The following is a 25,246-nucleotide window of genomic DNA, read 5'->3' as shown; positions in this document are numbered from 1 at the left end:
CTTACTCAGGAGAAGAAGCTGGTGTTCACGTTGCTGGCCACCAGCAGCTGGATGTCGCCATCGTTGTACACGTCGTAGCTGGTGCCGTCGACCTGTACGCTGCCGGCAGCCTGCCACTGCTCGGCAGAGCCGGCAATCTGCACACTGTCGTTGGCATCGCCATTGACGATCAGCTGCACCGGTTGCGAGGCACCCAGACCACTGGTGTCCACCAGTCCGGTCTGACCGAACAGGCTGATGCTCTCGGCATCCAGCTTCAGCGTGCTGGCGACACCACCATCATGCCCCAGATCGATCCGGCTCAAGCCGTGCTCGCTGATCGACGCCGGGTTCAGCGCCGTCAGATCGATGGCCTGACCAGCCTCACCACTGCGGAACCAGGCGTCGACCATGCTGTGCGTCTGGCCGTCGACGGTCTCGTAGCTGCCACTCAGGCCGATCCAGTTGCCGTTGTTCAGTTCGCTGGTCTGCTGAGATTGCAGATTGATGCTGGCGATCCCAAGACTGGACAGACTGAACAGCTCGCCGGACTGGCTGACGCCGTCCTTGTTGCCATCCATCCACACCCGCAGGGCGGCGAACGCTTCGTCGCTGGCATCAATGCGGCCATCACCGTTGCTGTCCAGCTCGGCCAGGGCGGCAAAACCATCCTCTGCCTTGCTGCCATCCGCCAGGGTAGTGGCGGTGCCGAACAGCTCGCTACCGTCATTGATGCTGCCATCGCCATTGCGATCCAGTGTCAGCAGGCCATCGCCCTCGCCGACCCAGCCGGTCTGGTCGAGATCGCCGTCGCCGTCGATATCGAACAGGGTGTTGGCCGCCCAGTGTTGGGTCTGCACACCGTTGCCGTCGAGATCGAGGATCAGCGGCGAGGTGGTCAGCACGGCCAGCTGGTCGGTGCTCATGGCTGCCAGCTGCGACGCGGTGAAGGCGTCTGCCTGGGTCATGTCGAGCGCCGACAGCTGATCGGTGGTCAGTGCGGCAACATCCGATACGTCGATCGCCACCAGTTGTGCGGTGTTCAGCTCGGCGAAGTCACCGGCCTCGATGGCGCCGATCTGCGCCGAAGTCAGGGCCGCCACATCGGCGGTTTCCAGGGCGGCGACCTGGTCGCTGGTCAGGGCGGCGATCTGTGCAACAGTCAACGCCTTGATCTGCGAGGTGGTCAGCGCCTGGATCTGATCGGTGGTCAGTGCCGGGATCTGATCGGTAGTCAGCGCCGCCAGGTCACTGTTCTGCATGGCCTGGATCTGCGCGGTGGTCAGCGCCGCCAGGTCTTCGGTCTCCAGCGCGGCCACCTGGGCGGTGGTCAGGCCGTAGATCTGCGAAGCCGTCAGTGCCTGCACCTGGGCGGTGGTCAGCGCCTCGATCTGCGCCGCCGTCAGAGCCGCCAGATCGGAGATCTGCATGGCCGCGACCTGCGCCGTAGTCAGCCCTGCTACCTGGGCCAGGGTCAGCGATTCGACCTGGGCCGTGGTCAGCGAAACGATCTGCGAAGTGGTCAGTGCCTGCACCTGACCGACGGTCAGGCCGGCGATCTGATCGGAACTCAGCGCTGCCAGGTCGGAGCCCTGGATAGCCTGGACCTGATCGTTGCTCAGAGAGGCCAGGTCGCCGACTTCCATCGCGGCGAACTGGTCGCTGGTCAACGCGACGATCTGCGCGGTGGTCAGCGCCTGCACCTGGGCAACGCTCAGGGCAACGATCTGCGCACTGGTCAGCACCGCCACGTCGGCGCCCTGCATGGCCGCCACCTGCTCGGTGGTCAGCGCCTGCACCTGATCGGTGGTCAGCGCCTGCACCTGTGCAGTGGTCAACTTGACCACCTGCTCGGTAGTCAGTGCCTCGATCTGCGTCACGGTCAGCTCGACCAACTGGTCGGTGCTGAGCAACGCTAGGTCGGTGGCATCCAATGCGCGAATCTGATCGGTACCCAGTGCGACCAGGTCCTCGATTTCCAGCGCCTCGACCTGGGCGCTGGTCAGCGCCTTGATCTGTGCGGTGGTCAGCGCCTGGAACTGCTCGCTGGTGAGATCCTGGATCTGCGCGGTGGTCAGCGCGGCGATGTCGCGGGTTTCCATGGCTGGCAGCTGGTCACTGGTCAGCGCCTGAATCTGTGCACTGGTCAGCGCTGCGGCCTGGGCAGTGGTCAAACCGACAATCGCGGCGACCGACAGCGCGGCCAGGTCGGCCACCTCCATCTGCACCAGTTGCACCGTACTCAGCGCGGCCAGTTGAGCAGAGGTCAGGAAGCTGGCCTGCTCAGTGGTCAGGGCGACGATCTGCGCGGTGGTCAGCGCCGCGATGTCGGCGGTTTCCATCACGGCGATCTGGTCAGAGGTCAGATTGGCGAAGTCGGCCACTTGCATGGCGGCGACTTGCGCGGTGGTCAGCGCCTGAATCTGCGCGGTGGTCAGCACAGCGACCTGATCGCTGCCGAGCGCAACAATCTGCGCGGTCGTCAGCGCAGCCACGTCGTCGGTGCCGAGAGACACCAACTGGGCGCTGGTCAGTGCGGCAACCTGGTCGGTGGTCAGGGCGGCTGCCTGCTCGGCCGACAGGCCTTGCAGGGTGGCCGTGGTGATGACCTCCAGGTCCTCGACCTCGATGCGGACCAACTGTGCAGTGGTCAACGCCGCCAGCTGGGTAGAGGTCAGCGCCTCGGCCTGCTCGGTGGTCAGGGCGACGATCTGCGCGGACGTCAGCACCGCCACGTCGCGGGTCTGCAGGGCGACGATCTGCGCCGTGCTGAGCAGGGCGAAGTCGGCAGCATCCAGAGCCGGCACCTGATCTGTGGTCAGGGCAACGATCTGTGCGGTGGTCAGTGCCTGCACCTGATCGCTGGTCAGAGCCGCGATCTGCGCAGTGCTGAGCACGGCGATGTCGCGGGTCTCCATGGCCTGGATCTGGGCGGTGGTCAGCACAGCCAGATCGGCGGCCTGCATGGCCTGGAACTGCGCGGTGGTCAGGGCCTGGATTTGTGCAGTAGTCAGCGCAGCGACCTGTTCGGTGGTCAAGGCGACGATCTGCGCCGAGGTCAGACCACTGATGTCGGCCGTCTCGATGGCACGAATCTGCACCGTGTTGAGCAGGGCCAGATCGGCGGTCTCCAGCTGCGACAGCTGGGTCTTGCTCATGGCCTGGATCTGCTCGGCAGTCAGCACCTGCACCTGGTCACTGGTCAGCGCGACCAGTTGGGCACTGGTCAGCGCGGCAACATCGTTCGCCTCCATACCGGCCACCTGGGCGGTGGTCAGGGCCTGGATATCGGCGGTTTCCAGCGCCGCCACCTGGGCTTCGGTCAGGGCCTGGATCTGGTCGTTGCTCAGCGCCTGAATCTGCGCGGTGGTCAGGGCAACCACCTGAGCAGTGGTCAACGTGCTGACCTGATCCAGGGTAAGGGCGGCCAGTTGGTCACTGCTGAGCAGGGCCAGGTCGGCAATTTCCAGGGCGCGGATCTGCGCCGTGGTCATCTGCGGGATCTGGTCGACGGTAATAGCCTGCACCTGCGCCGAGGTCAGCAGCGGGATGATGCTGGTGGACAGCGCAGCCAGATCCTGCGGTTCCAGTGCGGCGATTTGCGCGGTGGTCAGGCCAATCACCTGGGCCGAGGTCAGCGCAGCCACCTGGGCGGTGGACAGCAGCTGGATCTGGTCGGCGGTCAGCGCGGCGATATCCGCGGTTTCCATCAACACGATCTGGTCGGTGGTCAACGCCGCCAGTTGTGTGATCTCCAGTGCCTGTACCTGGGCGGTAGTCAGTGCCACCAGCTGCGCGGCACTCAGGGCCTGGATACTGGCAGTACTGAGAGCCGCGATCTGCGCAGCCGACAGGCTGGCGAACTGGGCGGTGCTCAGGGCCGCGGTCTGCAGGGTGGTCAGGGCAGCCACTTGCTCTTCGGTCAGGGCCACGATTTCGGCGGTGCCCAGGGCCTCAAGCTGGGTAGTGGTGAGTTTGCTGATCTGCGCAGTGGAGAACTCCGCGTACTGCGCCGGAGTCAGGGCGACGATCTGCGCAGTGGTCAGCGCCTGTACCTGGGCGGTAGTCAGCGCACCGATCTGATCGAGGGTCAGGGCGGCCACATCCTCGGTGCTCAGTACCTTGATCTGCGCGGTACTCAGGGCAGCAACCTGGGTGTTGTTCAGCGCTACCACCTGAGCGCTGGTCAGCGCGGTGATCTGCTCGTTGGTCAGCGCCAGCAAGTCCTCGGTCTCGATGGCGGCCACCTGGTCGGCGGTCAGTACCGCGATGTCGGCGGTCTCCATGGAGCGGATCTGCGCAGTGCTGAGCGCAACAATCTGCTCGCCGGTCAGGGCGGCGACCTGGGCCGTGGTCAGCCCTTGGATCTGCGCGCCGGTGAGGGCAGCAACCTGATCGGCGCTCAGTGCGGCAATGCGACCGGCACTAAGCGCAGCCAGATCGGCCACTTCGAGCACGCGGATCTGCGCGGTACTCAGGGCATTGAGCTGAGCATCCGTCAGGGCAGCTGCCTGCGCGGTGGTCAACGCCACCAGCTGAGTATTGCTCAGCGCGGCAACGTCCTGGCTCTCCAGCGCGGCGACCTGGGCGCTAGTCAGCGCCTGGATCTGCGTGGTGGTGAGGGCCTGCATCTGCTCGGTAGTCAGCGCTTTCACTTGCACCGTGGTCAGCGCGGCAAGGTCCTCGGTTTCCAGAATACGGATCTGCCGGGTGGTCCAGGCTGCCACCTGCTCGGTGGTCAGCGCGGGCACGCTGTCGGTGGTCAGCGACTCGATGAAGGCGATCTCGGCGGAGCTCAGCGCATCCGGGTTCAGCGCCGCCACTTGATCTTCATTGAGCGCGGCGAACTGGGCACTGGTCAGCGCGGCCGCCTGGTCAGAGGTCAGCTCGGCCAGTTGCTCCGGTGTCATTGCGGCCAGATCGACCACTTCCATCGCACCGATCTGACTGCTGGTCAGCGCAGCGATCTGCGCCAGGGTCAGGTTGGCCACCTGAGCGGTGGTCAGGCCGACGATGGCGGCGGTGGACAGCGCGGCGAAGTCCACGGCCTGCAGGGCGGTGATCTGATCGACACTAAGCACGGCGATCTGCGCACCGCTCAAGGCTGCGGCCTGGGCAGTAGTTAGTGCAGCCAGCTGGACATCGGACAGCACAGCCACATCGGCGGTCTGCAGGGCCGCTACCTGAGCGGTGGTCAACGCAGCCACCTGAGCCACGGAGAGCAGTTCGACCTGCGCCGTGGTCAGCGCTACCACCTGGGCGGTGGTCAAGGCAGCCACCTGGGCGGTGCTCAGGGCTACGACCTGATCCTCGCTCAACACCGCGATGTCGGCCGTTTCCAGGGCACGGATCTGCGCCGTGGTCAGCGCGGCCAGATCAGCCACTTCCAGGGCGGCAACCTGAGCGGTGGTCAAGGCGAGGATCTGGGCCGTGGTCAGGGCAGCCGCTTGCGCGGTGGTCAGGGCAATGATCTGGTCGGTACTCAGGCCGGCGATATCAGCAGTTTCCAGGGCACGTAGCTGGGTGGTGCTGAGGGCAGCCACCTGCTCGCCACTGAGAGCACGCACCTGGGCAGTGCTCAAGGCGACAATCTGCGCAGTGCTCAGGGCCTGCAGATCGACGCTCTGCAGCGCCGCCACTTGGGCAGTGGTCAGCGCGGTAACCTGGGCAGTGCTCAGGGCAGCCACCTGGGCGCTGGTCAGACCCGCAACCTGCTGCTGGCTCAAGGTCACCAGATCAGCGGTTTCCAGAGCACGGATCTGCGCTGTGCTCATGGCCGCCAGATCGACGGTCTGCAAGGCAGCAACCTGGTCACTGGTCAGGCTGACGACCTGGGCGGTGCCCAGTGCGGCGACCTGGTCGCTGGTCAAGGCGACGATCTGTGCGGTGCTTAGTGCCTGGATGCTGACGGTGGACAGCGCAGCGACCCGGGCCGGGCTAAGCGCCGCGATCTGTTCGGCATTCAGTGCACGCACCTGAGCGGTGCTCAGGGCCTGCAGCTGGGCGTTGCTCATGACCGCCAGATCGGCGCTTTCGATCGCCGCCACCTGGCCGGTGGTCAGTGCCTGCACCTGAGCGGTGGTCAGCTTGGCGACCTGGGCAGTAGTCAATGCCGCGACCTGCTCGACCGTGAGGGCAGCCAGATCGGCGGTTTGCAGGGCGACTACCTGGGCGGTAGTCAGGGCCGCCACATCGACAGTCTCCAGCGCGGATACCTGGGCCGTGGTCAGCGCAACGATCTGCGCAGTGCTCAGGGCCTGGATCTGCGCTGTGGTCAGGGCGCTCAGCTGGTCGCTGGTCAACACGGCCACATCGGCAGCTTCCAGGGCGCGTACCTGAGCGGTGCTCAGGGCCGCAACCTGGGCCTGGCTGAGGACCTGGACCTGGGCGGTGGTCAGCGCAGCGATCTGCGCGGTGCTCAGCACCTGCAGATCAGCCACTTCCAGCGCCTCGATCTGCACGGTGGTCAGACTGGCCAGCTGCGCCGTGGTCAGCGCCGCGACCTGGGCCGTGGTCAGTGCCACGACCTGATCGGCGCTCAGAGCTGCCAGATCGGCAGTCTGCATGGCCGCGATCTGCGCAGTGGTCAGCGCCGCAACCTGAGCCTCGCTGAGCGCGGCAATCTGGCCGACGGTCAGGCTGGGGATGATGAGGGTGCCAATCGCCGCCAGATCAGCGGTTTGCAGCGCCGCGACCTGATCGACGGTCAGGGCCGCCACCTGGGCGCCAGTCAGTGCTGCGGCCTGGGCGGTGGTCAGGGCGACGATCTGCGACGGCGTCATGGCCGCCATATCGTCGGTCTGCAGCGCCTGGATCTGCGCGGTGGTCAACGCGGCGACCTGAACGGTGGTCAGCGACTCGACCTGGGCGGTGGTCAGGCCAATCACCTGGGCACTGGTCAACGCCTGCACCTGAGCGGTGGTCAGTTTGTTCACCAGGTTGGCGCTCAGGGTGGCCAGATCGGCGACCTCGATAGCCTTGACCTGGGCAACGGTCAACGCCTGCAGCTGGACGCTGCTCAGGGCAGCCAGCTGGGCCGAACTCATGGCCTGAATCTGCGCGGTGCCCAAGGCTGCCAGGTCGGCAGCCTCCAGAACAGCGACCTGGCTCGGCGCCAGCGCTGCCACCTGGTCAGTGGTGAGGGCCGCCGCCTGGGCGGTGGTCAGCGCCTGTAGCTGGGCACTGTTGAGTGCCGCCAGATCGGCGGCATCGATGGCACGGATCTGCGCGGTGCTCAGCACGGCCAGGTCGGCCGCTTCCAGGGCACCCACCTGATCACTGGTCAGCGCGGCAATCTGCACGGTGGTCAGCGCTGCGGCCTGGGCGGTGGTCAGGGCGGCGATCTGCGCCCCCTGCAGAGCGGCGATATCGGCAGTTTCCAGTTTGCTGATCTGGCTGGCGCTGAGCGCCACCAGATCGACAGTTTCGATAGCCGCGACCTGCTCGGTGGTCAGGGCCAGCAGCTGGCTGCTGGTCAGCGCCGCGAACTGGGCGGTGGTCAGCGCCTCGATCTGGTCGGTACGCAGGGCCGCCAGGTCGACGGTTTGCATGGCGACCAGTTGCGCCGTGGTCAGCGCCTGCAGGTCGGCCTGCTCCAGCGCCTGGATCTGCGCGGTGGTCAGGGCAACGATCTGCGCCGTGCTCAGCGCCTGGATCTGCGCGGTGGTGAACGCGGCAATCTGCTCGGCGGTCAGCACCGCCACATCGGCGGTCTCTATCGCACGCACCTGGGCAGTGGTCAGCGCGGCGATCTGGCCAGCGCCAAGCGCCTGGATCTGCGCCGTGGTCAAGGCGACGATCTGCGCGGTACTCAGGGCCGCCAGATCGGCGGTCTCCAGCGCGGCGATCTGGCCGACGGTCAGCTTGTTGATTTGCGCCGTGGTCAATGCCGCTACCTGGGCGGTGGTCAGAGCCACAATCTGGGCATCGGTGAGGGCTGCCAGATCGGCGCTTTCCAGGGCGCGGATTTGGGTAGTCGTGAGCGCCCGCAGATCGACAGTTTCCAGTGCAGCCACTTGAGCAGTGGTCAACGCCTGGATTTGCTCAGTGGTCAATGCCGCGACCTGTACAGTCGTCAGATTAACCACCTGCTCGGCGGTCAGCGCGGCCAGGTCGGCAGTTTCCAGAGCACGGATCTGCAGGGTGGTCAGGGCCGGAACCTGATCCAGGGTCAGCGCCTGCATCTGCGCCGTGGTCAGCGCCTGAATCTGCTCGGTAGTGAGGTTGGCCAGGTCGGCAGTCTGCCAGGCGGCGATCTGCGCGGTCGGCAGACTGGCGATCTGCGCGGTGGTCAGGGCGGTCGGCTGCGAACCACTGAGGGCAAATACCTGCTCCTGGCTCAGCGCCGCCAGATCGGCGGTTTCCAGCGCGGCGATCTGAGTGCTGGTCAGCTGGGTGATCTGGGTGGTGGTCAGCGCCTGGATCTGCGCGGTGGTCAGGGCAACGATCTGTGCCGTGGTCAAGGCGCGCAGATCGCTGCTTTCCAGCACGGCAACCTGGGTCTGGGTCAGGCTGGCTACCTGCGCGGTACTCAATGCCACTACCTGGGCGGTAGTCAGCGCCTGTACCTGTGCGGTCGTCATTGCCGCCAGGTCGACGGTTTCCAGCGCCCTTACCTGAGCGGTCGACAGGGAGGCTACCTGACCGTTGGTCAGGGCAGCCACCTGGCTGCTGGTCAGAGCAACGATCTGCGCGGTGCTCAACGCAGCCAGCTGGGCGTTGCTCAGGCCGGCGATCTGCGCGGTGGTCAGCGCGGCCAGATCATCGGTCTGCATGGCTTGCAATTGGCCAGTGGTCAGGCCAGCCAGGTCAGCCACTTCGATGGCAGCGGCCTGAGCAGTGGTCAGGGCCACTACCTGAGCATTGCTCAGCGCGGTGATCTGATCGGAGGTCAACGCAGCGATCTGATCGCTGGTCAACGCGGCCAGGTCGTCAGTAGCCAGCGCGCGCACCTGCGCGGTGGTCAGCGCGGCCATCTGGTCAGACGTCAGCGCACGCGCCTGGTCGGTGGTCAGGGCAACCACCTGCGCGGTGGTCAGGGCTTCCAGCTGCACGGTGCTCAGGGCAGCGATGCGATCGGTCGGCAGGACCGCCAGATCGGCGGTTTCCAGCGCGCGAACCTGCGCCGTGCTCAGCGCGGCGATCTGCTCGACGGTCAGCACGGCGGCCTGTGCGGTGGTCAGTGCCACCAGCTGGGCGGCGCTCAGACCAGCGATGTCACCCGCTTCCAGGGCCACGACCTGCGCCGTGGTGAGGGCAGCGATCTGCGCGGTCTTCAAGGCGGCCACCTGCTCGGTGGACAGCGCCTGCAGTTGATCGGTGGTCAGGGCCACCAGATCCTCGGTCTCCAGCGCGGCAACCTGCGTACCGCTCAGCGCTTCAAGCTGCTCGACGGTTAGCGCGCGCACCTGAGCCGTGGTCAGCGCAGCGATCTGCGCAGTGGTCAGTGCAGCTACCTGGGTGATATCGAGACTGGCGACTTGCTCAGTGGTCAGCGCGGCGACATCTTCGGTTTCCAGTGCGCGCACCTGCGAGGTGCTCAGGGCTTCGAGCTGGGCCAGGGTCAGGGCAGCCACCTGGGCGGTGGTCAGGGCAACGATGCGGGTATTGCTCAGCGCGGCAACGTCGACGGCATCCAGGGCCGCGATCTGGGCAGTGCTGAGCACGGCTACCTGGTCAACACCCAGAGCAGCCACCTGGGTGGACGACAGCGCCGCGACCTGCTCGGTGCTCAGGCCAGCCAGGCTGGCGGTGGCCAGATTGCCCATCTGCGAGGCGGTCAGCGCTGCGACCTGATCCAGGGTCAGAGCCGCCAGCTGTGCCGAAGACAGGGCACCAACGGCAGCGGTGGTCAGCTTGGCCAGATCGGCAGTTTCCAGAGCAGCCAGTTGCTCGGTGCTCAAAGCGGCGACCTGCGCGGACGTCAGGCCACGCGCCTGATTCTCGGTCAGCGCGACGATCTGTGCGGTGGTCAGTGCGGCCAGATCGGAGGCATCCAGCGCGGCGATCTGATCGGAGGTCAGCGCAGCGATCTGCGCCGTGCTCAGCGCGGCCATCTGCGCGGAACTGAAGCCGGAGATGGTGCTCGGCGCCAGAGCAGCTAGATCGAAAGGCTCGAATGCGGCGACCTGTTCGGTGCTGAGCACCGCCATCTGTGCACTGGTCAGGGCCGGAACCTGGTCCTCGGTCAGCGCGGCAATCTGCGCGGTGGTCAGCGCGGCGGCCTGGGCCGTGCTCAGGCCGGCAATCGCGGTGCTGCTCAGCGCGGCCAGGTCCTGCGCCTCCAGGGCGCGGATCTGATCAGTAGTGAGAGCGGCAAATTGCGCGGAACTCAGCACGACCACTTGCTCTTCGGTCAGCGCGACTATTTGCGCCGTGCCGAGGGCACGAATGTCCGCCGTATCGAAGGCGCCAAGCTGCAGGGAGCCGAGGTTGGCAATCTGCTCCACGGTCAGGGCAGCCACCTGGGCAGTGGTCAGCGCGGCTATTTGCGCCGTGCTCAGCAGGGTCAGGTCCTCGGCATCCAGCGCGACGATCTGCTCGGTGCTCAACTTGTTCAGTTGCGCGGTAGTCAGGGCAGACACTTGTGAGCCGGTCAAGGCCTGCACCTGGTCGGTGGTCAGGGCCTGCACCTGAGCGGAGCTCAGGTTACGAATAACGGCAGTGGACAGTTGCTGCAGGTCATCGATCTCGATGGCGGCGATCTGGTCGCTGCCCAGCGCGGCGAACTGGCTGGAACTCAGGGCGGCCATCTGCTCGTTGGTCAACGCGACGATCTGCGCGGTGCCGAGCGCGGCGACATCCTGGCTGTCCAGCGCCGCCACCTGGGCGGTACTCAGGGCTGCCACCTGATCGGTGGTCAAGGCCGCGACCTGATCGCTGCCAAGCGCCTTGATGCTGGCGGTGGAGAGGACATTGAGGTCATCGATTTCCAGTGCCGCGACCTGATCCGAGGTCAGGGCAGCCACCTGGGCAGTGGTCAGTGCGGCGACCTGGGCGGTGGTCAAGGTCTGGATCTGCTCGACACTCAGGGCCTGCAGATCGGCGGTTTGCAAGACGCGCACCTGCGCCGTGGTCAGCGCCTCGATCTGATCGGTGCTCAGCGCGGCTACCTGATCGGAGCCCAGGGCAACGATCTGCGCCGTGGTCAGCGCCTGCAATTGGGCACTGCTCAGTACGATCAGCTGCTCCTGCGCCAGGGCAGCCACATCCGCCGTATCCAGGGCGCGGATCTGCGCCGTACTGAGGATCGCGACCTGATCGCTGCTCAACGCCGCAACCTGAGCGGAGCTCAGCGCCTGGATGGCGGCGGTGGTCAGTTGCTGCAGGTCTGCGGTCTCGATGGCCGCCACCTGCTCTTCGCTCAGCAGGGCAATCTGTTGGGTACTCAAGGCCTTGATCTGCGCGCTGGTCAGCGCGGCGATCTGTTCACCGGTCAGCCCCTGCACCTGCGCACTGAGCAAGGCGGCAATGCTGGCGGTGGCAAGCACGGCCAGGTCAGCTGTTTCCAGAGCAGCCAGTTGGCCAACGGTCAGCGCACGAATTTGCACCGAGGTCAGCGATGCCGCCTGGGCAGTGGTCAGCGCCGCCAGTTGTTCCTCACCGAGGGCACGCAGCTGTGCGGTAGTCAGCGCCTTGAATGCCGGCAGACCCAGCGCAGCGATGTCCTCGGTGGACAGCACGGAAACCTGCGCCGTGGTCAGGGATGACACTTGAGCGGTGTTCAGCGCAGCGACCTGGTCGCTGCTCAGTGCAGCGATCTGCTCATTGCTGAGTACGCGAATATCCGCAGTTTCCAGCGCAGCCAGCTGTGCGGTCGACAGCGCGGCCAGTTGTTCGGTCGTGAGTTCCGCCACTTGGGTGGTGGTCAGGGCCTTGATCGAGGCAGTCGAGAGCACGCCCAGATCCTGGATCTGCAAGGCAGCAATCTGTTCCGGCGTCATGGCCGCGATCTGCGCGGTGGTCAGCGCGGCTACCTGAGCGGTGGTCAGAGCGGCAATCTGCTCATCGTCGAGCACGGCAAGATCGTTGGTCTGCATGGCGCGAATCTGCGCGGTGGTCAGCGCCGCGATCTGCGCGGTACTCAACGCAGCCACCTGATTGTTGGTCAGGCTGACGATGGCAGCGGTGCTGAGAGCGACCAGATCCTGGGTCTCCAGGGCGGCGACTTGCGCTGTCAGCAGCTTGGCGATTTGCGCCGTGGTCAGCGCGCCAACCTGGCTGGAGCTGAGGCTGGCAATCTGCAGGGTACTCAGCTGACGCAGATCAGCCGTCTCGATGGCGCGGATCTGCGCCGTGGTCAGGGCCGCCAACTGCTCGGTGCTCAATGCGGCAAATTGCGCGGTGGTCAGGGCAAGAATATCCGCGCTCTGCAAGGCACGGATCTGCGCGCTATCGAGCGCAGCAATCTGCTCGACGCTCAGCGCCTTGAAGTCTTCGCTACCCATGGCGACGATCTGCGCCGTCTTCAGCGCGGCAATTTGATCGGTTTCCAGCGCCATGATCTGCTTGCTGGTCAGCGCGGTGATCTGAGCTGAGCTCAACTGACCGATTTGAACGGTACTCAGCGCAGTCAACTGGTCGGTGGTCAGCGCCAGTATATCGGCGGTTTCCAGCGCGGAGAGCTGCGCAGAGCTCAGCGCAGCTATCTGGTCGGTCTCCAGCGCCTTGACCTGGGCAGTGCCCAGCGCCTTGATCTGGGCAACGCTGAGGGCTTCAACCTGATCGGACGTCAGCGCGGCAACTTGGGCGGTGGTCAGCGCAGTGATCTGCGCTGCGGTGAGCTTGCTCACCGCGAAGGTGCTGAGCGCAGCCAAATCGGCAGTTTGCAGGGCGCGAATCTGCGCCGTCGTCAGCACGATGGCCTGTGCGGTGCTCAACACTGCTGCCTGGACAGTGGTCAGCGCCGCAATTTGCCCGGTGCTAAGAACCTTGACATCCGTCACTTCCAGGGCCGTGATCTGCTCGGTCGTTAGAGCCGCGATCTGGGTGTTCTTGAGTTTGGCGACCTGAGCGGTGCTCAGGCCCGTGATCACGCTGGCAGAGAGGGCCTGGAAGTCTTCGGTTTCAAAGGCGCGCACTTGCGCCGTGGTCATGGCCACGACCTGGGTCGAGACCAAAGCGGCGGCATGGGCGGTCGTCCAGGCAGCGATCTGTGCGGTCGTCAGCGCGCTGATATTCGCAGGGGTCAGCGCACCGATTTCGCGAGCGACCAATTGCTCGGCAGTGAGCGGCGTGTTCAGCGCATCGATCTGCGCGGTGGTCATGGCCACCAGCTGCGGAATGGTCAGGGAGGAGACCTGAGGCGCGGTGAGCGCAGCCATCTGGTCGGTGGTCATGGCCTTGATATCGACCGTCTGGATGGCCTGGATCTGCAGCGTGGTCAGGTCATCGACCTGGGTAGCCTGCAGGCTGGCGATCTGCGCCGTACTCATGCCGGCGATGGCCGCGGTGGACAGCGCCGCCAGATCCTGCTCCTCAAGCGCACCAATCTGCGCCGTCTTCAGACCGGCGATCTGCGCTGTGCTGAGAGCAGCAGCCTGGGCGGTGGTCAGGGCAACGATCTGATCGGTGGTCAAGGCGCCGATCTGGGCGCTGGTCAGCCCTCTGACAGCCTGGGTAGTCAGGGCGGCCAGATCGGTCTCTTCCATCGCTGCCAGTTTGGCAGGCGACAGCGCAGCAATCTGCGCAGAGGTCAGCACCGCCGCCTGGGCTGGGCTGAGGGCGACCAACTGGGCCACGCCCAGCGCGGCAAAATCGGCGGGATCGAGAGCAGCAACCTGGGCAGAAGTCAGAGCAACGATCTGGTCGGTGGTCAGCGCGGCAACCTGCGCCGTGCTCATGGCTTTGATGACGGCAGCCGACAGCGAGGGAATGCTACCGACCTCAATGGCACGCACCTGATCTGTTGTCAGGGCGGCTATCTGCGTCGCGGTCAGGGCGCCAATCTGAGCGACACTCAGCAGCTCGATATCGGCAGTGCTCAGACCCTTGAGGTCAATTGCATCGATCTTGGCAATCTGCGCAGTAGTCAGCACCTGCAGCTGACCGTCAGTCAGAGCTGCCACCTGAGCACTGGTCAGGCCGACGATGGCGGCCGTAGAAAGCTTCGCGACATCCGCCGCTTCCAAGGCGGCAATCTGCGCCACGGTCAGGGCAGTTACCTGAGTACCGGTCAACGCAGCAGCCTGCGCGGTGGTCAGCGCAACCAGTTGATCGTTGGTCAGGGCGCGAATCTGTGCAGTGGTCAGGCCGGCAATGGTTGCGGGCAACAATACGGCCAGGCTGGTGTCATCGATGGCGGCAATCTGCGCGGTGGTCAGCGCGGCGATCTGCCCGGCGGTCAAGGCGCTGATCTGCAGGGTACTCAGGGCCGCGATACTGTCGGAGCTGAGGGCGGCTACGTCCACCACATCCATGGCCTTGATCTGCGCGGAAGTCAGGGCCGCCACCTGATCACTGGTCAGGGCCTGCACCTGGGCAGTGGTCAGCCCCTTGATGGCCGCAGTGTTGATAACGGCCAGGTCCTCGGCCTCGATCGCCGCAATTTTCGCGGGGGTAAGGGCGGCTACTTGAGTAGCCGTCAAGGCTTGCGCCTGGGCGGTAGTCAGCGCCTCCAACTGATCGACTGTCAGCGCCCGCACCTGTGCCGTGGACAACGCCGCAATGGTGGCGGGGGCGAAGCTGGGGATGGAAGCCTCATCAATGGAGGCAATCTGCGCCGTGGTCAGCACCAGCACCTGAGCACTGGTGAGGCCCGCCAGTTGAGCCGAATCCAGAACGGCGAATTGCGCAGAGGTCAGCGCCTTGATATCGGCCGTGTCCAGCTTGCTGATCTGCACCGAAGTCAGCGCCTGAATCTGATCGGTAGTGAGCTTGGCAACCTGTGCAGTCGTAAGCGCTGCAATGCTGGCTGTGGAAATAGCCGCCACATCCTCAACCTCGAGCGCCTGAACCTGAGCGGTGGTCAAGGCTGCCAGCTGGGTCGATTTCAGAGAACGAACCTGCAGGGTGGTCAGCGCTTCGACCTGCTCGGTGGTCAGCTTGCTCACCTGCAGCGTGGTCAGGGCGCCAATGGCGGCCGTACTCAATGCCGCAAGATCACCCGCTTCAATGGCTTGCAATTGGGTAGTGGTCAGAGCCACTACCTGGGGCGCGGTCAGGGCGCCAATCTGCGCACTATCCATGGCCTCCAGCTGGGCGACAGTAAGCGCCCGCACATCAGCAGTATCCAGCCGGGCAACTTGCGCACTGGTCAGAGCCTGGATCTGGTCGGTGGTCAACGCAGCGACCTGCACAGTGCTCAAACCAGCAATAACGGCTGTAGAGATGGCGGCGAGGTCGGCATCTTCCAAAGCCTGAATCTGCGCGGTAGTCAGCGCGGCCAGCTGCGCAGACGTCAGCTTGCTGACCTGCAGGGTGGTTAGTGCTTCCACCTGGGCAGTGGTCAGCCCGGCGATTTGATTGGTCTTCAGCGCCGCAACAACCGCGGTACTGAGGAAGGCAATATCGTCTGCCTCGAGAGTCGCCAGCTTGGCCGGAGTGAGAGCGCCAACCTGCACGGAATTCAGCGCGGCGACCTGATGCGACTCAAGGGCCACAATCTGAGCGGTGGTGAAAGAACTGACATCGGTATCCAGCGCAGCAATCTGCAGCGTGCTCAGGGACTGGATCTGCTCGGTGGTCAGGGCCGCTACTTGGGTCGCGGTCAGCGCCTTAATCGCGGCGGCGTTCATGACTGCCAGATCCTGAACTTCCAGGGCAGCCACCTGGGCATTGGTCAGGCTGGCCACCTGAGTGGTGGTCAGGTTGAAGATCTGGGCGGTGGAGAGCGCCTCGATCACATCGGTGCCGAGCGCCGCCAGGTCGGCGTTTTCCATCTTCTGTAGCTGAGCAGTGGTCAGGACGGCGGCCTGGGCGGGCGTCATCGCGGCGGCCTGAGCGGTGGTCAGGGCAACAATCTGGGCAGTGGTCAGGGCAACCACCTGGGCGGTAGTCAATGCCTCGAATGAATCAGTGCCAAGCGCCGCAAAGTCGGCGGTTTGCATCTTCTGCAGCTGAGCGGTAGTCAGGGCAGCGGCCTGGGTGGCGGTTAGCGCGGCGGCCTGGGCGGTGGTCAGTGCAACGATCTGGGCAGTGGTCAGCGCCGCGGTCTGGGCGGCATCGAACGCGGGAATCTGATCACTGGTCAGGGCGGCGAAGTCGACCGTCTGCATGGCTTGCAGTTGGGCGGTAGTCAGCGCCTGGATGTTCTCGGTAGACAGCACCGGAATCTGCGCCGTGGTAAAGGCAACCATCTGCGCCGTGCTCATACCATCGATGTCTTCGGTGGTCAGTGCCGCGATCTGTGCGGTGGTCAACGCGGCTACTTGGGCGGTAGTCAGGCCAGTAAAGATGCTGCTCATTATTTTTGTACCTGCACAGAGTGAACCGCCTTAGCTCTGCCACCCAGGCATGCCACCGCGGAGAGGGAATCCCGTTTGCGAATTGACGGCAGAAATCTTGGAACCTTTAGCGTGCGTCAGAAAATAGTTTTCTACGCCACACCGACAAGCACCGACAAATTATTGACAACGCTTTTCTGCCATTAAGCCTAGCATGCTGGCAGAACGCCATTTTGCCTAGAGCCGTTTAGCCGACAGAATGCATAACGCCGTGGACGAGATGCGGAAATCAGGAAATGGCTGAAGCACTATTAAGTAATAGTACTGATCGCGCCTTTGTGAGGGATGGCGGAGCGCCTTGCACGCCCCGCCCGTTGCCAGATCAGCGAACGACGATCCCACGACTGGCCAGGTAGGCCTTGGCTTCCGGCACGGTGTATTCGCCGAAGTGGAAGATGCTCGCGGCGAGCACCGCATCGGCCTTGCCTTCGAGGATGCCGGCGGCCAGGTGTTCGAGGTTGCCGACGCCGCCGGAGGCGATCACCGGGATGCCCACGCTCTCGCTGATGGCGCGGGTGACGCCGAGGTCGTAGCCGCTCTTCACACCGTCCTGATCCATGCTGGTCAGGAGGATTTCGCCGGCACCGAGGTCTTCCATCTTCTTCGCCCACAGCACGGCGTCGAGGCCAGTCGGCTTGCGCCCGCCGTGGGTGAAGATTTCCCAGCGCGGGGTTTCACCGGGCAGCGAGACTTTTTTGGCGTCAATGGCGACGACGATGCACTGCGAGCCGAAACGCGCGGCCGCCTCGCCGACGAACTCGGGGGTAAAGACCGCCGCGGTGTTGATCGACACTTTATCGGCGCCAGCATTCAGCAGATTGCGAATGTCCTGCACGGTGCGCACACCGCCACCCACGGTCAGCGGGATAAACACCTGGCTGGCCATGCGCTCGACCGTGTGCAGGGTGGTGTCGCGGCCGTCGACGCTGGCAGTGATGTCGAGGAAGGTGATTTCGTCGGCACCTTGCTCATCGTAGCGGCGGGCGATTTCCACCGGGTCGCCGGCGTCGCGGATGTTCTCGAACTGCACGCCCTTGACCACGCGGCCGTTATCCACGTCCAGGCAAGGGATGATGCGTTTAGCCAGCGCCATGTCGGAATCCTCAGCCTTTATAGGCGTCGCAGAAGGCTTGCGCCTCGGCGACATCCAGGGTGCCTTCGTAGATCGCGCGGCCGGTGATGGCGCCGATGATGCCCGGCGAACGGGCCAGCAGCAGCTTCTCGATATCACCAAGGTTGTGGATGCCGCCGGAAGCGATCACCGGGATTTTGCTGGCTGCGGCCAGGGCCGCAGTGGCCTCGACGTTGCAGCCCTGCATCATGCCGTCTTTGGCGATGTCGGTATAAACGATGGCGGAGACGCCGTCGGCCTCGAAACGCTTGGCCAGATCAGTCGCTTGCACAGTCGACACTTCGGCCCAGCCGTCGGTGGCGACGAAGCCGTCTTTGGCGTCCAGGCCAACGATGACCTTGCCCGGGAAGGCCTTGCAGGCATCGGTGACGAACTGCGGGTCTTTCACCGCCTTGGTGCCGATGATCACGTAGCTGACGCCGGCCTTGACGTAGGCCTCAATGGTTTCCAGCGAGCGGATGCCGCCGCCGATCTGGATCGGCAGGTGCGGGTAGCGCTTGGCGATGGCGGTGACCACCTCGCCGTTGACCGGCTGGCCTTCGAAGGCACCGTTCAGATCGACCAGGTGCAGACGGCGGCAGCCGCCCTCGACCCACTTGGCGGCCATGCTCACCGGATCATCGGAGAACACCGTGGAGTCTTCCATGCGGCCCTGGCGCAGACGCACGCAGGCGCCGTCCTTGAGATCGATAGCGGGGATAATCAGCATCGGTTGAACCTGCTCAAGTCATGAATTCGGTAAAAGGTCAGCTCTTCTCGAGCGCCCACAGGTCGCTTTCCAGGCTGGCGAAGCGGTCGGACAGCACCGCCTGCACATCGGAGATCGCCTTGTTGTAGTAATGCGGAGCAATATCGCGACTGATCAGGTCGAGCACTTCCTGCACTTCGAACGAGCCCAGCTCGAGCTCGAAGCGTTCTTCCAGAAAGCGCCCGAGTGTCTGCAGCGCGGCCTGCTGCTGGGGCCCTGCGAGCTCCAGCTGCGGGATTTTCTTGCCCCGGCTCATTTACGCGCGGCCATTCCAGCCGACGAAGTTCTGCAACAGCTGCAGGCCATGGGTATGGCTCTTCTCCGGGTGGAACTGCACGGCGAACTTCGAGCCTTCGGCCAGCGCCGCAGCGAAGTCCTTGCCGTAGTGGCCGCCACCGACCACCTGGGCCGGGTTGCCGGCCTCGATGTAGTAGCTGTGCACGAAGTAGAAGCGCGCCTGGTCGGGAATCTCGTGCCACAGCGGGTGCTCGACCACCTGCGCCACCTGATTCCAGCCCATGTGCGGCACCTTCAGGTGCTCGCCGCCTTCATACAGATCCTTGCCGAAGAAACGCACCTGACCGGGGAACAAGCCGATGCAATCGACCCCATCGTTCTCCTCGCTGCGCTCGAGCAAGGCCTGCATGCCGACGCAGATACCGAGGAACGGCCGATCCTGGCTGACTTCGCGCACCAGGCTGTCGAAGCCCAGGCGCTTGATTTCGGCCATGCAGTCGCGGATCGCGCCGACACCGGGGAATACCACGCGGTCGGCTTCGCGAATCACGGCGGCATCGCTGGTCACCAGCACCTTGCCAGCACCGACGTGCTCGAGGGCCTTGGCCACCGAGTGCAGGTTGCCCATGCCGTAGTCGATTACTGCGACCGTCTGCATTTACAGGCAGCCCTTGGTCGACGGCATCTGCCCGGCCATGCGCGGGTCCAGCTCGACGGCCATGCGCAGGGCGCGGCCGAAGGCCTTGAACACCGTTTCGATCTGGTGGTGGGTGTTGGTGCCGCGCAGGTTGTCGATGTGCAGGCTGACCAGGGCGTGGTTGACGAAGCCCTGGAAGAACTCCTGGAACAGGTCGACATCGAAGCCGCCAACTACCGCGCGGGTGAACGGCACATGCATCTGCAGGCCCGGGCGACCGGAAAAGTCGATCACCACGCGCGACAGCGCTTCGTCCAGCGGCACATAGGAATGACCGTAACGGGTCATGCCCTTCTTGTCGCCGATTGCCTTGGTGAAGGCCTGACCGAGGGTGATACCGACGTCTTCCACGGTGTGGTGGTCGTCGATATGCAGGTCGCCCTTGCACTGGATGTCCAGGTCGATCAGCCCGTGGCGGGCGATCTGATCGAGCATGTGCTCGAGGAACGGCACGCCAATATCGAACTTGGCCTTGCCAGTACCATCCAGGTTGATCGAGACCTTGATCTGGGTCTCCAGGGTGTTGCGCTCGACGGATGCCGTACGTTCGGCCATCACCAGCTCCCGAAAATGCTTGCGGAAAAGGCCGGCATTATAGGCGTAAAGCCGCCGGAGGGGATACGCACCCGGCCGGATGGACTGCATCTTGCAGGTGCTGGCAGGTTGTTATCCCGAGGCGACACCCATGCAGGAACGAAAACTACCGGCCACCCTGCGCTTCATGCTGGCTGCACGACGCAGTGAGCTGCTGCGCCTGGAAGACCTGTCGCAGACCTGCGCTCTGGTTACCCGCATCAGCCAGTTGGTGCACGCCCTGCAAAAAGAACGCGGTTACTCCAACCTTTATCTGAGCAGCCAGGCAACGCACCTGCGACCGCGCCTGGAAAGCCTGAGCCAGGCAGCCGCAAGCCTGGAACACGAGCTGCGTGCAGCGTTGGAGGAAATTGATCAGAACGACCTCGGCGCCGCCGAAAAAACCCGCCTGTTCACCCGCATCGCCCACGCCCTGCATCTGCTCGATGAGCTGCCCGCCCTGCGCCGCCGTATTCTCGATCGCCGCACCAGCGCGCAGGATGCCACGGCCACCCTGGCGCGCCTGATCGGCAGCCTGCTCGCGGTGGTCTTCGAGGCAGCCGACAGCGCAGTCGACCCCGATATCACCCGCTGCCTGGTGGCGCTATTCAATTTCATGCAGGGCAAGGAGCTGGCAGGTCAGGAGCGGGCGCTGGGCGTGGCCGGCTTTGCCTGTGGCTACTTTGTTGAGGAACAGCTGGAGCGCCTGAACCATCTGCAGGAATGTCAGGAGCGCAGCTTCAGCACCTTTTCGCGCTTCGCCAGCGAGGCCGCCACGCAACAGTGGCAAGCGCTCTGCGCCAGCGCCAGCAACCTGCAAGCCTGCCGCCTGCGCGAGATTGCCCGCAGTACCCATGCCAAAGCCAAGCTGGACACACAATTGGGCGAGCTGTGGTTCGAGCTGCACACCCAGCGCATCGACCTGATGCAAGGCATCGAGAGCCAGCTGGAACAGGAGCTACTGCAGTGCTGCCAGCTGGGCATGCAGCGCATTCGCCAGGAACTGCACAGCCATCGACGGGTACTGGAAAACCTCAGCGACCTGCAGCACCACGAAGAGCAGGCCCGCCTGTTCAGCGTGCACAGCAGTGAGCTCGACAGCCCGCCCGCAGACGGCCTGAGCAGCAACCTGGCGCGCTCGACCCTGGACCTCCTGCAGCACCAGGCGCAACGACTGCAGGTCATGCAGGACGAACTGCGCGAGGCGCGCCAGGCGCTGGAGGAGCGCAAACTGGTCGAACGCGCCAAACAACTGCTGATCAGACAACAGGGCTACAACGAGAGTGAGGCCTATGCCTGGCTGCGCCAGGCCGCAATGAACCAGGGGCTGCAGCTGGAGGAAGTGGCCCAGCGCCTGCTGACCACCAGCACCGAGAACCCATCAGCTCAGCCGCGCGCCCGACTCAGGCACTGAACACTGGCATGTCATCGCGACCGCGCACCGCAACGGTGCGGAGCGCTAGCGACGACGCCCCGCCGGCCCGTATAAACTGCCAGCAAACGCCTCAGTCGCACCGACCTCCTCTCGCAACTGCTTGATATAACTGACGTAATACGCATGAAAAGGCCAGCACACTGGCATCTTCAAAAATCCTGGCACGGCTTTCGCTTATACCCTTGCAAGCCCGACCAGACGGTGGGCGCCACAATTCGATCCGGACAACGATGTCCACGTCCGCCGGCTCAGCCGGTCAGCGTGACATCGTTTTTTTTCGCCTAGAGGAAACCGAGCCATGACCGACAAGCCGATCAATGATGACAACACCAACCTGCTGCAGGCCTCGCGCCGCCGCTTCCTCAAGCAGTCCATCGCCGCTGCGGGGGGCGTAGCCCTGTTCGGCGGCATGAGCCTGGGCAGCCAGAGCAGTGTCTGGGCCGCAGGTGGCGACGTGGAGACCACCAAGGCCAAGCTGGGCTTTATCGCCCTGACCGATGCCGCGCCGCTGTTTGTCGCCGCCGAGAAAGGCTTCTTCGCCAAATACGGCATGACCGAGGTCGAGGTCCTAAAGCAATCCTCCTGGGGCACCACCCGCGACAACCTGGTGCTGGGTTCGGCGAAGAACGGTATCGACGGCGGCCACATCCTCACGCCCATGCCCTACCTGATCAGCGCCGGCATCGTCACCCCGAACAACCAGCCGGTGCCGATCTCCATCCTCGCCCGCCTCAACCTCGGCGGCCAGTGCATCTCGGTCGGCGAGGAATACCGTGACCTGAAAATCGGCGTCGACACTGCACCCTTCAAGGCGGCTCTGGAAGCGAAGAAGGCCAGCGGCAAGAAAATCAGCGCGGCCATGACCTTCCCCGGCGGCACCCATGACCTGTGGATTCGCTATTGGCTGGCAGCCGGCGGCATCAATCCGAACACCGACATCAATACCATCGTGGTACCACCCGCACAGATGGTCGCCAATATGAAGGTCGGCAGCATGGACACCTTCTGCGTGTGCGAGCCGTGGAACGCCCAGCTGATCAACCAGAAGATCGGCTACACGGCCAACACCACCGGCGAGCTGTGGCACAACCACCCGGAAAAGGCCTTCGCCCTGCGCAGCGACTATGTCGCCGCCAACCCCAAAGCTACCCAGGCACTGACCATGGCCATCATGGAAGCGCAGATGTTCTGCGAAAAGCCGGAAAACAAGGAAGAAGTAGCGAAGATCTGCTCGCAACGCCGCTGGATCGGCGCGCCTTACGCCGACATTGTCGACCGCATGAAAGGCAACTTCGCCTACGGCACCGGCAAGGTGGTGGAAAACCATCCCGAGCAGATGCGCTACTGGGACGACTTCGCTTCCTACCCCTTCCAGAGCCACGACCTCTGGTTCCTCACCGAGAACAAGCGCTGGGGCTACCTGCCGGCCGACTTCGACAGCAAGGCGCTGATCGCCCAGGTCAACCGCGAGGACATCTGGCGCGCCGCCGCCGCTGCCCTGAACCTGCCAGCCGCGCAGATTCCCACCTCGACCTCGCGCGGTATCGAGAAATTCTTCGACGGCAAGGTGTTCGACCCGGAAAACCCGCAAGCCTACCTGGACAGCCTGACCATCAAGGCCATGGCCTGAAGCCCGGAGCTGCCTGCAAGGAGATAGCCCATGAACGCCAACGTCAAACTTGCCCCTCCCGCCGCGACCACTCCAGCGGCGGACGCCGCGCCGTCGCGACTGAGCCGGATCGGCACGCGCCTGCAGCAGATTCTGCTGCAGGATCTGCTGCCGCCACTGGTCATCCTGCTGTTGCTCGGCCTGTTTTGGGAGTTGCTCTGCTCAGGCGCCGGTGCAGCCCTGCCGCCGCCTTCCCAGGTGCTTAGCGATACCTGGGAGCTGATCATCGACCCCTTCTACGACAATGGCGGCAATGACGTTGGCCTGGCCTGGCAGCTGCTGGCCAGCCTGCAGCGGGTTGCCCTGGGTTATCTGCTGGCGGTGGCGGCGGGTGTCGCCTTGGGCGTGCTGATCGGCCAGTCGGACTGGGCCATGCGCGGCCTCGACCCGCTGTTCCAGGTGCTGCGTACCGTGCCGCCACTGGCCTGGTTGCCGCTGTCCCTGGCCGGCTTCCAGGACAGTCACCCTTCGGCGATCTTCGTGATTTTCATCACCGCGATCTGGCCCATCATCATCAACACCTCGGTGGGCATCCGGAACATCCCCCAGGACTACCGCAACGTGGCCCAGGTGCTGCAACTGAATGCCTGGGAGTACTTCCGCACCATCATGCTGCCGGCGGCGGCGCCCTACATCTTCACCGGCCTGCGCATCGGTGTCGGCCTGTCGTGGCTGGCGATCATCGCCGCGGAAATGCTGATCGGCGGGGTCGGTATCGGCTTCTTCATCTGGGATGCCTGGAACGCTTCGCGGATCAGCGACATCATTCTCGCGCTCATTTATATCGGCATCGTCGGCTTCTGCCTGGATCGCCTGGTGGCCTTCGTCGGCCAGCGCATCACTCGCGGCATTCCCGCAGCCTGAGGAACCGGACATGAGCTATCTCAGCATTGAACAACTGGACATGAGCTTTACCCGCGGCAAGGTCTCCTCGCAGGTGCTCAAGGGCATCAACCTGCGCATCGACCAGGGCGAGTTCCTCTCCATCATCGGCCACTCTGGCTGCGGCAAGTCGACGGTGCTGAACATCATCGCCGGCCTGCTGGAACCCAGCCTCGGCGTGGTGATCCTCGACGGCAAGGAAGTCAGCGGCCCCGGCCCGGATCGCGGCATGGTGTTCCAGAACCACTCGCTGCTGCCCTGGCTGACGGTGTTCGAGAACGTCGAAGTGGCGGTCAACAAGGTGTTCAAGCGCAGCATGGGCCGGCGTGAGCGGCGCGAATGGGTGGAACACAATCTCAAGCTGGTGAACATGGGCCACGCCCTGCACAAGTACCCGCAGGAGATTTCCGGCGGCATGAAGCAGCGCGTCGGCATCGCCCGCGCTCTGGCCATGAAGCCCAAGGTGCTGCTGCTCGACGAGCCCTTCGGCGCGCTCGACGCCCTCACCCGCGCCCACCTGCAGGACGAGGTAATGCGCATTCAGGCGGACCTGGGCAACACCATGATGATGATCACCCACGACGTCGACGAGGCAGTGCTGCTGTCGGATCGCATCGTGATGATGACCAACGGCCCCTCGGCCACCATCGGCGAAATCCTCACCGTCGACCTGCCGCGCCCCCGCGACCGTATCGCCCTGGCCGACGATCCGGAGTACAACCGCTGCCGCCGGGCGGTGCTGAGCTTCCTGCACGATCGGCATCGCCTGCATTGATCGCCGCCGGCCGGCAGCGCTGATGCCGGCCGCACCAGTTTGCACACCGGCAGGCCAAGAGCGTGCTTATCCATTCCTGAATTAACAGCGCAGGCTGGCTCTGGCCTGCGCCGCTTTGGATAGACTGCTTTCGCAAAGGCTATCGGCGCGGTCGGGCTGACCTTACACTGCGCCACCCGCCCGCGAGGAAGCTGCGATGCCCGTGTTTGTCGAGATCGTCACCCGCCCATCGGCCCAGGATCACACCGACCTGACCAAGGTCTACGCCGACGCCCCGGACTGGCTGCTGACGCCCTACGCCAGCGCCGACGCGCTGATCGCCAGCGGCATCGGCGAAGGCCGACTGATCGCCGGGCGCTTCAACGACCGCCTGCTCGGCGCCGCCCTGCTAACCCATGGCGCCGACTGCTGGCGTCTGTCGCACCTGTGCGTACGCAAGGTCACGCGCAAGCGCGGCGTGGCCCGACGCATCCTCGACGAAGCCCAGCGCATGGCCCGCGAAGCCGGCAAGCCGCTGCACCTGGCCGCGCCGAAAGACCATCTGGAAAGCCAGGCCCTGGCCGCCCGCACCGGCCTGCAGCTGGATAGCCTGTAACCGGCGCAAAACCGCAGTAGGGTGCGCCGCGCGCACCAGCCTGTAGGAGCGAGCTCTGCTCGCGAAATAGCTGCCCCCCCCT

General features: G+C 64.6%; 11 protein-coding genes. 5 read left to right on the top strand and 6 right to left on the bottom strand.

Annotated features, from left to right (window positions below):
* Positions 1-5: 5 nt before the first annotated feature.
* The 6 genes from HNE05_RS01695 to hisB all read right to left on the bottom strand — a co-directional run bounded on the left by HNE05_RS01695 (position 6) and on the right by hisB (position 19,790).
* Complete coding sequence (locus HNE05_RS01695; RefSeq protein ID WP_173211436.1) at positions 6-16,382, bottom strand: hypothetical protein; 16,377 nt, start codon at positions 16,380-16,382, stop codon at positions 6-8.
* A 361-nt stretch (positions 16,383-16,743) separates the two neighbouring features.
* Positions 16,744-17,514 carry an imidazole glycerol phosphate synthase subunit HisF gene (gene hisF, locus HNE05_RS01690; protein WP_173211434.1) on the bottom strand — a complete coding sequence of 257 codons (771 nt, stop codon included), beginning with the start codon at positions 17,512-17,514 and terminating at the stop codon, positions 16,744-16,746.
* Between the two features lie 10 nt (positions 17,515-17,524).
* Entirely contained in the window at positions 17,525-18,262 is a 738-nt protein-coding gene (gene hisA / locus HNE05_RS01685; RefSeq protein ID WP_173211432.1) for a 1-(5-phosphoribosyl)-5-[(5-phosphoribosylamino)methylideneamino]imidazole-4-carboxamide isomerase, read from the bottom strand.
* 37 nt (positions 18,263-18,299) lie between these two features.
* Positions 18,300-18,557 (bottom strand): DUF2164 domain-containing protein, encoded by a 258-nt coding sequence (locus tag HNE05_RS01680; protein ID WP_173211430.1) that lies wholly within the window; start codon positions 18,555-18,557, stop codon positions 18,300-18,302.
* Positions 18,558-19,196, bottom strand: a complete 639-nt coding sequence (hisH, locus tag HNE05_RS01675; protein ID WP_173211428.1) for an imidazole glycerol phosphate synthase subunit HisH — start codon at positions 19,194-19,196, stop codon at positions 18,558-18,560. It lies immediately after the preceding gene.
* Entirely contained in the window at positions 19,197-19,790 is a 594-nt protein-coding gene (hisB, locus tag HNE05_RS01670; RefSeq protein ID WP_173211426.1) for an imidazoleglycerol-phosphate dehydratase HisB, read from the bottom strand.
* 130 nt (positions 19,791-19,920) lie between these two features.
* Here hisB and HNE05_RS01665 point away from each other — a divergent pair, with 130 nt between their 5' ends.
* The 5 genes from HNE05_RS01665 (at position 19,921) to HNE05_RS01645 (ending at position 25,164) form a co-directional block, all read left to right on the top strand.
* On the top strand, positions 19,921-21,222 hold the full coding sequence (locus HNE05_RS01665) for a nitrate regulatory protein (RefSeq protein ID WP_173211424.1): 1,302 nt from the start codon (positions 19,921-19,923) through the stop codon (positions 21,220-21,222).
* 319 nt (positions 21,223-21,541) lie between these two features.
* Positions 21,542-22,873 (top strand): CmpA/NrtA family ABC transporter substrate-binding protein, encoded by a 1,332-nt coding sequence (locus HNE05_RS01660; protein ID WP_173211422.1) that lies wholly within the window; start codon positions 21,542-21,544, stop codon positions 22,871-22,873.
* A 30-nt stretch (positions 22,874-22,903) separates the two neighbouring features.
* The gene (gene ntrB / locus HNE05_RS01655) at positions 22,904-23,776 is read left to right on the top strand and encodes a nitrate ABC transporter permease (protein WP_173211420.1); all 873 of its coding nucleotides are present in this window, start codon (positions 22,904-22,906) and stop codon (positions 23,774-23,776) included.
* A 10-nt stretch (positions 23,777-23,786) separates the two neighbouring features.
* Positions 23,787-24,569, top strand: a complete 783-nt coding sequence (locus HNE05_RS01650; protein ID WP_173211418.1) for an ABC transporter ATP-binding protein — start codon at positions 23,787-23,789, stop codon at positions 24,567-24,569.
* Positions 24,570-24,765: 196 nt separating this feature from the next.
* Positions 24,766-25,164, top strand: coding sequence for an acetyl-CoA sensor PanZ family protein (locus tag HNE05_RS01645; protein WP_173211416.1), 399 nt, complete (start codon positions 24,766-24,768; stop codon positions 25,162-25,164).
* The last annotated feature ends 82 nt before the right edge of the window (positions 25,165-25,246 follow it).

The organism is Pseudomonas campi (genome assembly GCF_013200955.2).
Taxonomy (GTDB): domain Bacteria; phylum Pseudomonadota; class Gammaproteobacteria; order Pseudomonadales; family Pseudomonadaceae; genus Aquipseudomonas; species Aquipseudomonas campi.
This window is presented reverse-complemented; position numbering and strand designations above follow the sequence as displayed.